The 13,769-nt window shown below is 59.4% G+C and carries 12 protein-coding genes; 7 read left to right on the plus strand and 5 right to left on the minus strand.

The features are described 5' to 3' along the window. Positions 1-120 precede the first annotated feature (120 nt). Positions 121-1,215 carry a glycosyltransferase gene (locus QFX16_RS02380; RefSeq protein WP_283182684.1) on the plus strand — a complete coding sequence of 365 codons (1,095 nt, stop codon included), beginning with the start codon at positions 121-123 and terminating at the stop codon, positions 1,213-1,215. Here the strand turns inward: QFX16_RS02380 and QFX16_RS02385 are convergent. Then, positions 1,210-1,815: a BUD32 family EKC/KEOPS complex subunit gene (locus QFX16_RS02385; RefSeq protein WP_283184508.1), complete on the minus strand. Its 606-nt coding sequence runs from the start codon at positions 1,813-1,815 to the stop codon at positions 1,210-1,212. The genes QFX16_RS02380 and QFX16_RS02385 overlap by 6 nt on opposite strands. 112 nt (positions 1,816-1,927) lie before the next feature. Between QFX16_RS02385 and QFX16_RS02390 the strand changes: the two genes are divergently transcribed. The 3 genes from QFX16_RS02390 (at position 1,928) to hldE (ending at position 6,593) form a co-directional block, all read left to right on the plus strand. Beyond that, entirely contained in the window at positions 1,928-3,100 is a 1,173-nt protein-coding gene (locus QFX16_RS02390; protein WP_283182685.1) for an O-antigen ligase family protein, read from the plus strand. A gap of 15 nt (positions 3,101-3,115) precedes the next feature. Then, the gene (gene msbA / locus QFX16_RS02395) at positions 3,116-4,921 is read left to right on the plus strand and encodes a lipid A export permease/ATP-binding protein MsbA (protein ID WP_283182686.1); all 1,806 of its coding nucleotides are present in this window, start codon (positions 3,116-3,118) and stop codon (positions 4,919-4,921) included. A gap of 247 nt (positions 4,922-5,168) precedes the next feature. Then, on the plus strand, positions 5,169-6,593 hold the full coding sequence (hldE, locus tag QFX16_RS02400; protein WP_283182687.1) for a bifunctional D-glycero-beta-D-manno-heptose-7-phosphate kinase/D-glycero-beta-D-manno-heptose 1-phosphate adenylyltransferase HldE: 1,425 nt from the start codon (positions 5,169-5,171) through the stop codon (positions 6,591-6,593). A gap of 48 nt (positions 6,594-6,641) precedes the next feature. Here hldE and QFX16_RS02405 read toward each other — a convergent pair whose 3' ends face one another. From QFX16_RS02405 to QFX16_RS02420, 4 genes are all read right to left on the minus strand, one after another. Continuing rightward, positions 6,642-7,610, minus strand: coding sequence for a metal ABC transporter ATPase (locus tag QFX16_RS02405; RefSeq protein WP_283182688.1), 969 nt, complete (start codon positions 7,608-7,610; stop codon positions 6,642-6,644). A 32-nt stretch (positions 7,611-7,642) separates the two neighbouring features. Further along, positions 7,643-8,455, minus strand: a complete 813-nt coding sequence (locus QFX16_RS02410; protein WP_283182689.1) for an aldo/keto reductase — start codon at positions 8,453-8,455, stop codon at positions 7,643-7,645. After that, positions 8,452-9,627: an NAD(P)/FAD-dependent oxidoreductase gene (locus QFX16_RS02415; protein WP_283182690.1), complete on the minus strand. Its 1,176-nt coding sequence runs from the start codon at positions 9,625-9,627 to the stop codon at positions 8,452-8,454. Before QFX16_RS02415 ends, QFX16_RS02410 begins: the two co-directional genes overlap by 4 nt. A 203-nt stretch (positions 9,628-9,830) precedes the next feature. Next, the gene (locus tag QFX16_RS02420) at positions 9,831-10,163 is read right to left on the minus strand and encodes a DMT family transporter (protein ID WP_008027887.1); all 333 of its coding nucleotides are present in this window, start codon (positions 10,161-10,163) and stop codon (positions 9,831-9,833) included. 103 nt (positions 10,164-10,266) lie between these two features. Between QFX16_RS02420 and QFX16_RS02425 the strand changes: the two genes are divergently transcribed. The 3 genes from QFX16_RS02425 to QFX16_RS02435 all read left to right on the plus strand — a co-directional run bounded on the left by QFX16_RS02425 (position 10,267) and on the right by QFX16_RS02435 (position 13,633). Further along, positions 10,267-11,169 carry a LysR family transcriptional regulator gene (locus QFX16_RS02425; protein WP_283182691.1) on the plus strand — a complete coding sequence of 301 codons (903 nt, stop codon included), beginning with the start codon at positions 10,267-10,269 and terminating at the stop codon, positions 11,167-11,169. A gap of 11 nt (positions 11,170-11,180) precedes the next feature. Next, positions 11,181-12,458, plus strand: a complete 1,278-nt coding sequence (gene waaA / locus QFX16_RS02430) for a lipid IV(A) 3-deoxy-D-manno-octulosonic acid transferase (protein ID WP_283182692.1) — start codon at positions 11,181-11,183, stop codon at positions 12,456-12,458. Positions 12,459-12,703: 245 nt separating this feature from the next. Continuing rightward, positions 12,704-13,633 carry an IS110 family transposase gene (locus QFX16_RS02435; protein ID WP_283182693.1) on the plus strand — a complete coding sequence of 310 codons (930 nt, stop codon included), beginning with the start codon at positions 12,704-12,706 and terminating at the stop codon, positions 13,631-13,633. Positions 13,634-13,769 lie beyond the last annotated feature (136 nt).

Here is a 13,769-nt window from a genome sequence, read left to right on the forward strand (position 1 = left end):
GTTCGTCGCGAACACATCAAGTTTGCATTGCCTCTAATGCCGGGAGTCTGCATTGGTTGTTTTATCAATTAAGTGCGCCGCTGCGTACCTGCATAGTTCCATGCGTTGGCTTGTTGCCTTATGAGTATCCTTAACGTTATGTGGTCTGGCGGTGCGCCGTTCGCATCGATTCACAAGGTTCATCAGCAAATACTGTCGCAGGCCGGCCCTGCCGCATCGGTCAAGACCTGGTTGCTTCAGGGCAGCGCGTCAGGGTCTGGAGTGAATGTTGGCGAAACCCGGGAATGGAAACTGTCCTCCGCCCGTTTGAAAGGGCGGCATTTCTGGCGGCTGATGACGCCTTGGACGCAGGCCTCTTTCAAGAGAGCCCTCAAGCAGAGTGGGGCGCACCTTTTGCTGCTCGATGGCTTGGGAGTAGCTCGCACACTTTTACCCCTTCTCAAAACATTGCCAAACATCCATGCGGTGGTGATTGTTCATGGTTCCACGCGAGTTCGTACCGGAGATCGAGCGCTCTTCCACCAGTTCTCGACGTCCCAGCTGACATTGGTCGCAGTGTCGAACACCTTGGCGGCCTCGCTGGGCCGAGACCTTCAAATGCCGGTCATGACATTGCGTAGTGCGTTCGACCCTGCCGCGTTTCGCTCCTCGGTACTCCCTCGCGAGGAGGCCCGAGCCCGGTTGGGGTTGCCCCTGGATGACACGCCTGTGCTCGGTGCGGTGGGGCGATTGGTGGAAAATAAGGGGTTTGCCTGTCTGATTGAGGCCTTTGCCTCTGCATTGAAGCAGCGACCCGATCTGCGATTGGTGATTATCGGTGAAGGGCCTTCCAGAGACGCGTTGCAAGCACGCATTGATCACCTGGGGTTGCGCGCGAGTGTCTCCTTGCCCGGCCATCTGAATGATGCCGCGCGGCTTTACAGGGCCTTCGACTGGGTCGCTATCCCTTCACTGGACGAGGGCCTGGGACTGATTATGCAAGAGGCGGTGATGGCGGGTGTCCCCGTAATTTCCAGCGAATTGCCAGTGTTTCGCGAGCAGTTGGCCGACACGGGTTGGTATGCCCCCGTAGAGGATGTCAGTACCTGGAGCGATATTATTGTGCGAGCGTCCAGCGCTTCTGCGAAAGATATCGCGGCAGGCCAATATCAGGAGCTGGCCCCTGACCAGGCCTGGCTGAACTTCAGCCAGACGGCCCGTGCATTGCTTTCATGATGCCAGAACAGCTTGCTCGAGTGCCTGCATTGGAAAGCTGTCGTTCAGGTTTTCGCGCGCAATATAGCGAGCGAAATGCTGCAGGTTGCGCTTGATCAGATGCTTGGGCAGTGGCGCCCGCAAGAAACGCATATCCGCTACATCGATCAGGCCCATTCGGTTGTCCGGTGTGACTACGATGTTGCCCAGGTGCAGTGAGCGAAAGTAGATCCCCGACATATGAAGGCTACGTATCAGCCCCGTCAGAGCCGGCAGTGTCTGCTGCCAGTTGAACCCTTCCTTGCTGGCGATCTGGCGCAGGGTTTCTCCCGGCAGGGGCTGGTAAAGCACCGCCGTCATGCCTGGGGTTTGCAGTCGATAGAACTGCAGGACCTGAAGGGTGGGTACGCCAAGCTTGTGCAGTTCGGCGGCATTGTCGATGAAGCGTTTCGAGTACGGACGAAACAACGCGGAAGATAAAATACGCTTGCGACGAAACAGTTTGAGGATATTCCCATCCTGCAACAGGTAAACTTTCGGGCCGTAGCTGTCGGCCTCCAGTACTCTGGCGGCTTCAATCATTTGATTTAAAGCGTCTTGCGGAAGCCGGGAGCATTGCATCATAGAAAGCCTTGTTGGAATTGCGCGGGCACTGTGGCGGGCAATGATGCCGAAAAGTTTCAGTTTTAACCATGCCGGGTTAGGTAGGGTGGGTTGTCTAAGGAGCAATTTGATGCAAGAAACACGTTGGGCGCAAGTATGGATGACGTCAGGTCTGTTGTGGTTTCTGATGGCTATCGCCGTTGCGCCTACCAACAAACTTTATCAGCAAGGGCTGGTCGCACTGCTATGGCTGCCGGCCATGGTGTTCAGCTGGCCAGCGCGGGCTCGGATCAGAGAACTCCTATATGAGCAGCGCTGGGTCTACCTGCCGATGCTCGGTCTGCTGGTCTGGTCATTGATTAGTCTCTCTTGGACGAGCGACGAGGTGCCGAGTCGCGAAGTCAAGCGGTTGTTGTACATCGGCGTATTCCTGCTTTTTTTTCCGGTTTTTGCCAATACCCGGCCCGACCGAATCATTCGTATCATGCAATGGGGCGGTATTGGGCTGGCGTTGACTGCGTTGGTTGCCACCGTCAAATTTTATGGGGTCGATGGCAACGTCTGGTACGCGCGTGTTGAAGGTTTGGGTGAGTTGTCTCACCCGATTCTGGGTGGCTACGTTATTGGATTGGCGGCCGTGTGGCTTGTTCATTGGGTACCGCGCGGGCGCTGGATGCAAGCGGTCTGGGTCGTAGCGCTGGGTTTCCTTGGCGTGTTTGTCGTGCTTAGCCAGAGTCGTGGTGCTGCCTTGGCGTTGTTCCTGACGTTGCTCGTCATGCCGATCTGGTGCCGCGATCGACGCAGTCGCGTCGTTGCGGTATCTGCGTTGACAGTGGCGATGTTGGCTTTCTGGTTCTTCGAGCCTTTGGTTATGGCTCGCGGTGTTTCCTATCGTCCACAAATCCTGATGGCAAGCTTGCAAATGATTGCCGAGCACCCATGGCGCGGTCTGGGCCTTGGCGGCAGCTATAAAGTGCTCGCCGAAGGCTTGTCCTTTGACCACGCCCATAACCTCTTCACTCATGTCGCCATCGAACTGGGTCTGCCGGGGCTGTTGTTGTGGTGCGCGGTATGGCTTGCAGTTTTACGGGAGGCCTGGAAAGCCCGGGAAACGCTATATGGTCAAGGCGTCATCGGCATATGGGTATTTTCATCCCTGGCCATGCAATTCGATGCGGCCAGCCTGGCCGGAACGCCAAGGGCCGAGTGGTTCATCAGTTGGTTACCCGTTGGCCTGGCCAGTGTGTTGGTATGGGCGCGGGTCAATTCCGACGATTGTGATAAAATTTCGCGTTCTTCCTAACGAGTGAGCTCTACGATGAGTGACGCACCGCCCAAAGCGGGACAGGATTCCAGCCTGAAAATCTATTTTCGGCTATTGGGGTATGTAAAACCCTATATCGGCCTATTCCTGGTGAGTATCGTCGGCTTCGTGATCTTTGCCTCGACGCAGCCCATGCTCGCAGGGATTCTCAAATATTTCGTCGATGGCCTGAGCAACCCCGAAGCGGTGCTCTTCCCGACTGTTCCCTATCTGCAAGACTTGCAGTTGCTGATGGCCGTGCCGCTGCTCATCATCCTGATCGCCGCCTGGCAAGGCCTGGGGTCTTTCCTGGGTAACTATTACCTGGCCAAAGTCTCCCTTGGGCTGGTCCACGACTTGCGTGTCGAACTGTTCAACAAATTATTGGTATTGCCCAACCGTTATTTCGACACCCATAACTCCGGGCACCTGATTTCGCGCATCACCTTCAACGTGACCATGGTCACCGGTGCGGCCACGGACGCTATCAAAGTGGTCATTCGTGAAGGCCTGACCGTGGTGTTCCTGTTTGCTTACCTGTTGTGGATGAACTGGAAACTGACCCTGGTGATGCTGGCGATCCTGCCCATCATCGCGATCATGGTGAGCAGCACCAGCAAAAAATTCCGCAAGCAGAGCAAGAAGATCCAGGTGGCGATGGGCGACGTGACTCACGTAGCCTCCGAGACCATCCAGGGCTATCGCGTGGTGCGCAGCTTCGGTGGCGAAAGCTATGAAGAGCGTCGTTTCGCCGAAGCCAGTCAGAGCAACACTGACAAGCAACTGCGCATGACCAAGACCGGCGCGGTCTACACGCCGATGCTGCAACTGGTGATCTACACCGCCATGGCGGTGCTGATGTTCCTGGTGCTGTTCCTGCGCGGCGACGCCACCGCCGGTGACCTGGTGGCCTACATCACCGCGGCCGGCCTGTTGCCCAAGCCGATTCGTCAACTGTCGGAAGTCAGCTCGACAATCCAGAAAGGCGTTGCAGGTGCCGAAAGCATTTTCGAGCAACTGGACGTCGAACCAGAGATTGACAAGGGTACCGTCGAGCGCGATCGCGTCAGCGGCCATCTGGACGTGCGCAACCTGAGCTTCACCTATCCGGGGACCGAGCGTGAGGTGCTGAAGAACATCAGCTTCACGGCGGCACCGGGGCAAATGATCGCCCTGGTAGGGCGCTCGGGTAGCGGCAAGTCGACCCTGGCCAGCCTGATTCCGCGTTTCTATCACCACGAAACCGGCGAAATCATGCTCGATGACGTGGAAATCGAAGACTATCGTCTGCGCAATCTGCGTCGACACGTGGCGCAGGTGACACAGCATGTGACCCTGTTCAACGACACCATCGCCAACAACATCGCTTACGGTGACCTGGCCGGCGCCCCACGTGCCGACATTGAAAAGGCCGCGACGGATGCTTACGCGATGGACTTCATCTCGGAAATGCCGCAAGGCCTGGACACCCAGGTCGGGGAAAACGGCGTGTTGCTGTCCGGTGGTCAGCGTCAACGCCTGGCGATTGCCCGGGCCTTGTTGAAGAATGCACCGTTGCTGATTCTCGACGAGGCAACGTCGGCGCTCGATACCGAGTCCGAGCGGCACATTCAGGCGGCACTGGATCAGGTCATGAAAGGTCGCACCACGCTGGTGATTGCTCACCGGTTGACGACCATCGAGAAAGCCGACCTGATCCTGGTCATGGATCATGGCGAAATCGTCGAGCGCGGCACCCACGCTCAACTGCTGGCGCAAAACGGCTACTACTCGCGCCTGCATGCAATGGGCCTCGACACCCCGGTTGGCGACATCGCCTGACCCCACAAAAGGGGTGAGCCTGGCTCACCCCTTTTGCACACCTGGCGTGCAATGCGTCCGGTGATTTGTACCCAGACCTTTACCCTACTTGACCAAGCCTGAATAAATCTGCGCACCGCGGACGGATTTTCTGATCAATAAATGAGCAGAAAGCCCCGCCGAATCATCCCATTGCAGCCGTCACACAAGCCCACGCCAACCCTGTGTTAATATCGCGCCCCTGTTCATTTTGTATGTGGGTTGCTCCATGAAGTTGTCCATGCCGCGATTCGATCAAGCCCCTGTCTTGGTGGTCGGCGATGTCATGCTCGACCGTTACTGGCATGGTGGTACCTCACGGATTTCCCCTGAGGCGCCGGTACCGGTAGTCAAGGTCGAGCAAATCGAGGACCGCCCGGGCGGTGCCGCCAACGTTGCGTTGAACATTGCCGCCCTCGGCGCCCCAGCCTCGCTGGTCGGCGTGACCGGCGACGATGAAGCCGCCGACAGCCTGGCCAATAGCCTCAAGGGCGCTGGCGTACGAGCGTTGTTCCAGCGCATCGCGCACCAGCCGACCATCGTCAAGCTGCGGGTCATGAGCCGTCACCAGCAACTGTTGCGTATCGACTTCGAAGAACCTTTCGCCACCGACGCCCTGGCGTTGGGCGCGCAAGTCGACGAGTTGCTCGAAGGCATCAAGGTGCTGGTGCTGTCCGACTACGGCAAAGGCGCGCTGAAAAACCATCAAGCGCTGATCCAGGCAGCCCGTGCCCGTGGCATTCCGGTGCTGGCCGACCCCAAGGGCAAGGATTTCTCGATCTATCGGGGTGCGAGCCTGATCACCCCGAATCTCAGTGAGTTCGAAACCATCGTCGGCGGTTGCGCCGATGAGCACGAGCTGGTGAGCAAGGGCGCGCAGCTGATGCACGACCTCGACCTCGGCGCATTGCTGGTGACCCGCGGCGAACACGGCATGACCCTGCTGCGTCCGGATCATCCGGCGCTGCACCTGCCGGCCCGTGCCCGTGAAGTGTTCGATGTGACCGGTGCCGGCGACACGGTGATTTCCACCCTGGCGGCCGCCATTGCCGCGGGCGAAGAACTGCCCCACGCTGTGGCCCTGGCCAACCTGGCGGCGGGCATCGTGGTCGGCAAACTGGGTACGGCGGCCATCAGCGCACCGGAACTGCGTCGCGCGATCCAGCGTGAAGAAGGTTCCGAGCGCGGTGTGCTGGGCCTCGAGCAGCTGCTGCTGGCGGTCGATGATGCGCGTGCGCATAAAGAGAAGATCGTCTTCACCAACGGCTGCTTCGACATTTTGCACGCCGGCCACGTGACCTACCTCGAACAGGCACGGGCCCAAGGCGATCGCTTGATCGTCGCGGTAAACGACGATGCGTCGGTCAGCCGCCTGAAAGGGCCGGGTCGTCCGATCAACAGCGTCGACCGTCGCATGGCCGTACTGGCAGGTCTGGGCGCCGTGGATTGGGTGATCAGCTTCGCTGAAGGCACTCCGGAAAACCTGCTGCGCGAGGTCAAGCCGGATGTGCTGGTCAAGGGTGGGGACTACGGAATCGAGCAGGTTGTCGGCGCGGACATCGTGACCGCTTACGGCGGAACGGTGAAAGTGCTGGGGCTGGTGGAAAACAGCTCGACTACCGCGATTGTCGAGAAGATCCGCAAGTCCGAGTAACGCGTTGATCGTTCCCACGTCGAACTGTCCGCGTGGGAACGATCAAGCTCAGGAACTGACTTTTTTACGCGGTACGATTCTCTTCAGCAATTGCTTCGCCTTCCCACGCAACCGCGCCAAACCTGAATCTTTCCCCGGCGGGCTCAAGCCCTGCTGCCGCACCCAATCCTTCCAGCGAATCCGCTCTTCCCTCACCAGCCAGCCTTCCTGCTGGGCAAAACTCTCTGCCAGGTACAACCCGCGAGTACTCGCCGGGTACAGCTGATCCTTTTTCAAGGTATAGAGCTCGGCCATCGGTTGGCCGTCCTGCAGCGGCATCAAGTACAAATCGGGACGTTTTCGATCGAGCCGGGCCACCAGTTGATCGCCTTCCAGTCGTTCGTCGACATGAAACAAACTCAGGGATTTGGCTTCCTTGGGTACGTCCAGACGCAAGTCATAGATCAATTGCAGCGAAGCCGTCGGCAAATGCACGTAAGCCCTCGGGCGTTCGATCAACTGCATCTTGGCGCACCGCACCGGCCGCGCCGAACCGGACAACGGCGTCAGGCGAAACGGCAGGGCTTCGCGATAATGCAGCGCGGACGAGTAGGGCGCCGGCAGCCAAGTGTCGTTGAAGCGCCCGCCGAGCCAGCCTTCCGGGGTTTCCAGCAGGCACTCTTCGGCAATTTCCTGAATCGCGGTGTGCAGCGGCAGGTTCAGCTCATGGGCGGGCACGTAACCGGAGATCAGTTTGAGCACCACGTCGCCGCGGTCTTGCCGACGCTGACGCACTAACACCCAATAATCGCGGTTTTGCCAATGCAGGGTCAGGCGCACCGAAACCCCGAGGTTGGCCAGCTCCAGCGAAAACCGCTGAGTGTCGGTGACCGTCACCGGGCGGCGACGTTGCAGCGTCTGAGAGAAATTGAGCGGCATCCCGACGCTTTGATAACTCAGGCCTTCGGGAGTCGCTTCGACGAATAACGGCAGGGTCTTGAAGTTGCTCGGGTTCTTTCTTATGAGCGTACGCGGCATGTCGGCTCCTGCTTAAGGCCGCGTGGGCGGCATCAGTTTCTACGTAGGACCTGGGCAACGGTCGCGACGTTGTGGGCGAGGTGCAGCGGATTGATGGTCCCGACAATAGCACTGGCAACACCCGGATGTTCAAACAACAACTCAAAGCTGGCGCGCACCGGGTCCACGCCCGGACTCAGGCAGACGTGGCCGCTGGCGAGGGCTTTTTTGACCAGAATGGCTTTGCCGTGAGCAGCAGCATAGTCAATGACTGGCTTCTCGTTCTGCTCGTTCAGATTGTAGGTGACCATGGCGCAATCGCCTTGTTCCAGAGCCTTCAAACCGCCTTCGACGGTTTTGCCGGAAAAACCGAAGCCGCGAATCTTGCCCTCGCTCTTCAGCGCCGCGAGGGTCGCATAGACTTCGCTGTCGTTGAGGATCGCCAGGTCGTTGCCGTCGGAGTGCACTAGCACCAGGTCGATAACATCCGTTTCCAGGCGTTGCAGGCTGCGCTCCACCGACAATCGCGTGTGGGCGGCGCTGAAATCGTGGCTCGACTGGCCGTCGGTAAACTCTTCGCCAACCTTGCTGACGATCACCCACTCCTGACGCTGCCCTCGCAGCAATGGGCCGAGTCGCTCTTCGCTACGGCCATAAGCCGGGGCGGTGTCGATCAGGTTGATGCCCATGTCGCGGGCGAGTTTGAGCAGCATGCGCGCTTCGTCATCGTCGGGAATCTGGAAGCCGCTGGGGTACTTCACGCCTTGATCGCGGCCAAGCTTGACGGTGCCCAGGCCTAACGGCGAGACCAGCAGGCCGGTGCTGCCCAAAGGGCGATGCAGATTGTGCAAGGTCGGTTGGCTCATGGCAGCAGTTGCTCCCAGGCAGGGACGCCCATCGGCGGTTTTGGCAGGTCGGGCAGCGGTGTCGGATGGCTTGGCTGGATGCCGTCGCTCTGCAAGGACGCGATGACGCGATCAGCAAAGTCCGGAGCCAGCGCCAGTTTGGTTGGCCAGCCGACCAGCAGCCGGCCTTCTTCGGCAAGGAATGCATTGTCAGGACGAGTCAGTCCCGATTGCAGTGGCTCGGCGCGATCCACTCGAAGGGTGGCCCATCGCGCTGTGCTCAGGTCGATCCATGGCAGCAACTGGCCGAGTTCTTTCTGTGCGGTGGCAATTTGCTCGGCAGGTTCGCGGGCGACACCTTCGGCTTCAGCGATATCGCCGCCCAGATACCAGACCCACTGACCATCGGCGGCCGGGTGGGTAGTCACGGTAATGCGCGGTTTGGTGCCGCCACCCAGGCAGTGGGCATACAGCGGTTTGAGGCCAGGACCTTTGGCGATGATCATGTGCAACGGCCGGCGTTGCATGGCGGGTTGGCTCAGCCCCAGCGCTTCGAGCAGCGCTGCCGTACCGGCACCGGCACTCAAGACGATGCGCTGGGCGCGAATCTCGCGCTCGTCAACCTTCAGGCCGACCAGTACTCCACCCTCCAGCAACGGTTCGATCTTCTGGCCGGCGAGCAAACCGTCGCCGGCCAGGTCCGCCAAGCGCTGGATCAGGCTCGGCACGTCGATCACCAGTTCCGCCAGACGATAGACCTTGCCCTTGAAGCGTTTGTCTTGCAGGGCTGGCGGCAGTTGCTCGCCCTTGACCTGATCGACACGGCCGCGCACGGCCTTGCTGGCGAAGAAACTGGTGAGATTGCCGGCGATCGTGCCGGGGGACCAGAGGTAATGAGCTTCGGACAGCAGGCGCACACCGGTCAGGTCCAGCTCGCCGTCACCGGCCAGGGCTTCACGCCAGCGCCGAGGCATGTCGGCGATGGCTTCCGAGGCACCGGTCAGGGCGCCATGCAATGCGTACTTGGCGCCGCCATGGATGATGCCTTGGGACTTCACGCTTTGCCCGCCACCGAGGCTGGCGCTTTCCACCAGCACGGTCGAAAAACCCTGGCGGCGCAGGCGCGCATTCAGCCAGAGGCCGGCGACACCAGCGCCGACAATCAGAACGTCGGTGGAAATAACGGATGGCATGCAGCGACCTCAGTGTTCAAGACGAGGGCGCAGTATACAGACTCGACGAAGAGGGGGATTTGTCGGTAATCAATCGATGACCAACCACAAACCCTGTGGGAGCGAGCTTGCTCGCGATGAGGCCAGTACATTCAAACTAAGTGTTGCCTGCCAGGCCGCTATCGCGAGCAAGCTCGCTCCCACAATGGATCGTGCTTCGGGCTTTAGTGCCCGGCGGTTTTGGAGAAGAGCTGGATGACGACGACGCCCAACACGATGAGCGCCATCCCCAGCATTGCCGGCACATCCAGTTTCTGCCCGTAGATAAACAGCGCCGCGACGCTGACCATCACGATCCCCATGCCGGCCCACACCGCGTAAGCCACGCCCACCGGAACGCTACGCACCACCAGCGTGAGCATCCAGAAGGCAATGCCGTAACCGACAATAACCAGAATCAGCGGCAGCGGAGTGCTGAAGCCTTTGACCGCTTTCATCGAAACGGTGGCGATCACTTCGGCGCAGATGGCAATGGCCAGATAGTAGTAAGCGGTCATAGGTGCATCCTCGTGTGAAGTGTTGCTTTCTGAGGTCGGCATTTTAGAGATTCTCCAGATGCGGTAAAGTCATTACCTATCTGTTCTGAAGATGGGTTGAGCCGTGAACACGCAATGGAATCTGGAGCAGCTGCGGCTGTTTGTCAGCGTAGCGGAGCAGCGTTCGTTTTCTGCGGTAGCGCGGGATCAGCGCAAGGCGCAGTCGGCGGTCAGCAGTTCGATTGCGCTGCTGGAAGAGGACTTGGGCGTCAGCCTGTTCGACCGTAGCAGCGGCCGCCAGCCGAAACTCACCGAGGCCGGCAACGCATTGCTGGATGAGGCGCGGGAAGTGCTGCGCCAATGCGAACGCCTTAACGGTCGGGCGTTGGCCATGATGCGCGGCCAGGAGGCGCGTTTGCGTGTGGCCCAGGATGAGGCGATGCCCTATCAGCCGATCATCGAAAGCTTCGAAGCCCTGGCTCAACAATTTCCCAGCCTTGAAGTGCAATTGACCAGCGCCGCCCAAGGTGATGTGGCGCGCAAACTGGTGGAGCGTCGGGCCGATCTGGGGTTGCTGTTTTATCACGACCAGATTCCCGAAGCGCTCGAGCGGCGGGTGTTGGGCAGCGTCGAAATGGTCACGGTGTGCGGCGTCGGCCACCCATTGGCGCAACAGGCTCAGGTTGATTGTCAGCAACTGGCGCGGCATCGTCAGTTGCTGATGTCCACACAGTCGAGTGTCTATCCCGGTAGCGAACCTGCCAGCCCGCAAGTCTGGCGGGCCGACAGTTTCTACGTGATGGCTGAATGGCTGGTGCGCGGCCTCGGTTGGGCCTGGCTGCCGCGCCACGTGGTGCAGTACCCGGCGTATCAGGATCTGATGGTCGAACTGGTCAGCGAATGGACCCCGCCAGCGCTGGTGGTGGAGTTGGTCTGGCGCCGCGATGAGCCTCTGGGGCCGGCAGCTCGTTGGTTGGCCGAACGTTTTGCCGTGCACTTGCAGACGATCGGTGAAAAAAGCCGATAAACTCCGCCGCCATGAATAGAACTCTCTACACCGCGCTGTTTTACCTGGGGCTGCCATTGGTAGCGATTCGGCTTTGGCTGCGGGCGCGCAAGGCGCCGGCGTACGCCAAGCGCATTGGCGAACGTTTCTCCGTCGGGTTACCAGCGATGAAAACGGGCGGCATCTGGGTGCACGCGGTGTCGGTGGGCGAAAGCATTGCCGCGGCGCCGATGATTCGCGCCTTGCTGCAGCGTTATCCACAGTTGCCCATTACCGTGACCTGCATGACCCCGACCGGTTCGGAGCGCATTCAGGCGCTGTTCGCCAATGAGCCGCGCATCCAGCACTGCTATTTGCCTTACGACTTGCCTTGCGCAGCGAAGCGATTCCTTGATCGGGTCCAGCCGAAACTGGCGGTGATCATGGAGACCGAACTCTGGCCGAACCATATCCATCAGTGCGCCAAGCGCGGGATTCCCGTGGCCCTGGCCAACGCTCGACTGTCCGAGCGTTCTGCCAGGGGCTATGGCCGCTTCGGCAAACTGACCCAGCCGATGCTTGCCGAGATGAGCCTGTTCGCGGTGCAGACCGATGCCGAGGCGCAGCGCTTCCGCGATTTGGGCGCGCGTTCGCAAACCGTGGAAGTGACCGGCTCGATCAAGTTCGACCTGACCATCGACCCGGCACTGCTTCAGCGTGCCGCCGAGTTGCGTATGCAATGGCAGGCTCAGGAACGTCCGGTGTGGATCGCTGCCAGTACCCACGAAGGCGAAGACGAAGTGGTGCTGGCGGCTCATAGTCAGTTGCTGGCCAATCATCCCGATGCGTTGCTGATTCTGGTGCCGCGCCATCCAGAGCGTTTCAACCCGGTGTTCGAGTTGTGTCGGCAGCAGGGGTTCGCCACGGTGCGTCGGTCCACTGGTGACCCGGTCACCGCGCAAACTTCGGTGCTGGTGGGCGACACCATGGGTGAGTTGCTGTTTCTGTATGCCTTGGCCGACAGCGCTTTTGTTGGCGGCAGTCTGGTGCCGAACGGCGGGCACAACCTGCTGGAGCCGGCGGCTCTGGCCAAACCGGTGTTGAGCGGGCCGCACCTGTTTAACTTCCTCGAAATCGCCGCGCAGTTGCGCAGTGCCGGGGCGTTGCAGGAAGTAGAGGATGCCGAAGGTCTGGCGCTGGCGGTGCAGCGACTGTTCGAATTGCCGCGCGATGCGCAGCGGATGGCGGAGGCGGGGTTGAAAGTGATGCGCACCAATCAGGGCGCGTTGCAGCGATTGCTGGATGGGTTGGGGCGGTTGATCGAGCGTTAGACCGGGTTGTCTTCATTCGCGAGCAAGCCCGCTTGTGTCTTGCGCAGGAATTAGACTGAGGATGAGAGCGGTGAATGGCAAGCTGAATGCCCGGAGTGCTTAAAGCACGTGTGGGAGCCCATGCTGCCATTCACCTCTCCACTCTGGTTATTGAGCCCGAACAGTTGAACGAGCCTACCTCGAACATTTACAAGCGTGGTGCCCAGCCAGAGTGCTCTCACCTTTGAGTGTAAGAGGATTCAGCTATGTTTTCCTGCGCAGGCATCGACGTTGCCAAAGATACTCTTGAGGTTCGGATTAACCCGCAAGACGTTGGCGCAAGTTACCTCAATACCGCCAGTGACTTCCTTGCGCTGATTGATTGGTTAAAGCGCCACCAGGTCAACCGCGTATTGCTGGAAGCCACCGGCGGCTATGAGCGAGAGGCCATGAAAGCGCTTCAGGCTGCCGGCTTCGAAGTCTTGCGGATCAACCCTCGCCGAGCCAGGGATTTTGCCAAGGCCATGGGGCAGCGCGCTAAAATCGACCCGATAGATGCGCGGCTTCTCGCGCAGTTTGCCGAAGTCATAAAGTCGCCAAGCAACCGAATCACCAGCCCTGAACAGGACAACTTACGTGCGCTGGTACAGCAGCGCGAAAATTTTGTTCAGCAGCAAGGCGACGATATACGGCGCCTTAAAACAGCCTCTGTAGACCGGGTAAAACCCTGTCTGCAGAGGCATATCGACTATTTATGCCAAGCCATAAAGTCGATAGAAAAGCTGATCCGTCAAACTGCTAAAGACCTGGACAGTGATAAAACGGCCCGTTTGTGCTCGGTCAAGGGTATAGGGCTCGTGACGGCAGCCAGCTTGATGGCCTACTTACCCGAACTGGGCGAGGTTGGACGGCACGAGATTGCAGCGCTGGCAGGCATAGCCCCCTACAACGATGACAGCGGCAAGCATGAAGGTCCGCGCCATATTAGCGGCGGCAGGTTTGCTGCGCGTCGCGCGATGTACATGGCGTGCTGGGTGGTGATTCAGCGACAGCCTGAGTTCAAAGCGCGGTATGACGCACTGCGTCGTAAGGGCAAATGCGCAAAAGTAGCGCTCATCGCCTGTATGCGCGTGCTGCTGATACGACTGAACGCCATGATCCGAGACCGAACTGAGTGGAAACAACCCTTGGCCTAAAACGGGTCGCGGTGTTCCTGTAGGGCATCGCATGGCGTAAAGCTGTGGGAATTCAGCTGTCTATCAATATGCCTTCAAAATAAAGATCATCAAGACAGTTGCTCCCACATTGGATCTCCTGCGAACACAAAATTTG

Source organism: Pseudomonas svalbardensis (assembly GCF_030053115.1).
GTDB lineage: Bacteria > Pseudomonadota > Gammaproteobacteria > Pseudomonadales > Pseudomonadaceae > Aquipseudomonas > Aquipseudomonas svalbardensis.

Excerpts from the sequence above, each read along its gene's own strand:
- QFX16_RS02385 (WP_283184508.1), bottom strand. The coding sequence starts at position 1,815 with ATGCAATGCTCCCGGCTTCCGCAAGACGCTTTAAATCAAATGATTGAA.
- waaA (WP_283182692.1), top strand. The coding sequence starts at position 11,181 with ATGAATAGAACTCTCTACACCGCGCTGTTTTACCTGGGGCTGCCATTG.
- QFX16_RS02380 (WP_283182684.1), top strand. The coding sequence starts at position 121 with ATGAGTATCCTTAACGTTATGTGGTCTGGCGGTGCGCCGTTCGCATCG.
- QFX16_RS02390 (WP_283182685.1), top strand. The coding sequence starts at position 1,928 with ATGCAAGAAACACGTTGGGCGCAAGTATGGATGACGTCAGGTCTGTTG.
- QFX16_RS02405 (WP_283182688.1), bottom strand. The coding sequence starts at position 7,610 with ATGCCGCGTACGCTCATAAGAAAGAACCCGAGCAACTTCAAGACCCTG.
- QFX16_RS02435 (WP_283182693.1), top strand. The coding sequence starts at position 12,704 with ATGTTTTCCTGCGCAGGCATCGACGTTGCCAAAGATACTCTTGAGGTT.
- QFX16_RS02410 (WP_283182689.1), bottom strand. The coding sequence starts at position 8,455 with ATGAGCCAACCGACCTTGCACAATCTGCATCGCCCTTTGGGCAGCACC.
- QFX16_RS02420 (WP_008027887.1), bottom strand. The coding sequence starts at position 10,163 with ATGACCGCTTACTACTATCTGGCCATTGCCATCTGCGCCGAAGTGATC.
- msbA (WP_283182686.1), top strand. The coding sequence starts at position 3,116 with ATGAGTGACGCACCGCCCAAAGCGGGACAGGATTCCAGCCTGAAAATC.
- QFX16_RS02415 (WP_283182690.1), bottom strand. The coding sequence starts at position 9,627 with ATGCCATCCGTTATTTCCACCGACGTTCTGATTGTCGGCGCTGGTGTC.
- hldE (WP_283182687.1), top strand. The coding sequence starts at position 5,169 with ATGAAGTTGTCCATGCCGCGATTCGATCAAGCCCCTGTCTTGGTGGTC.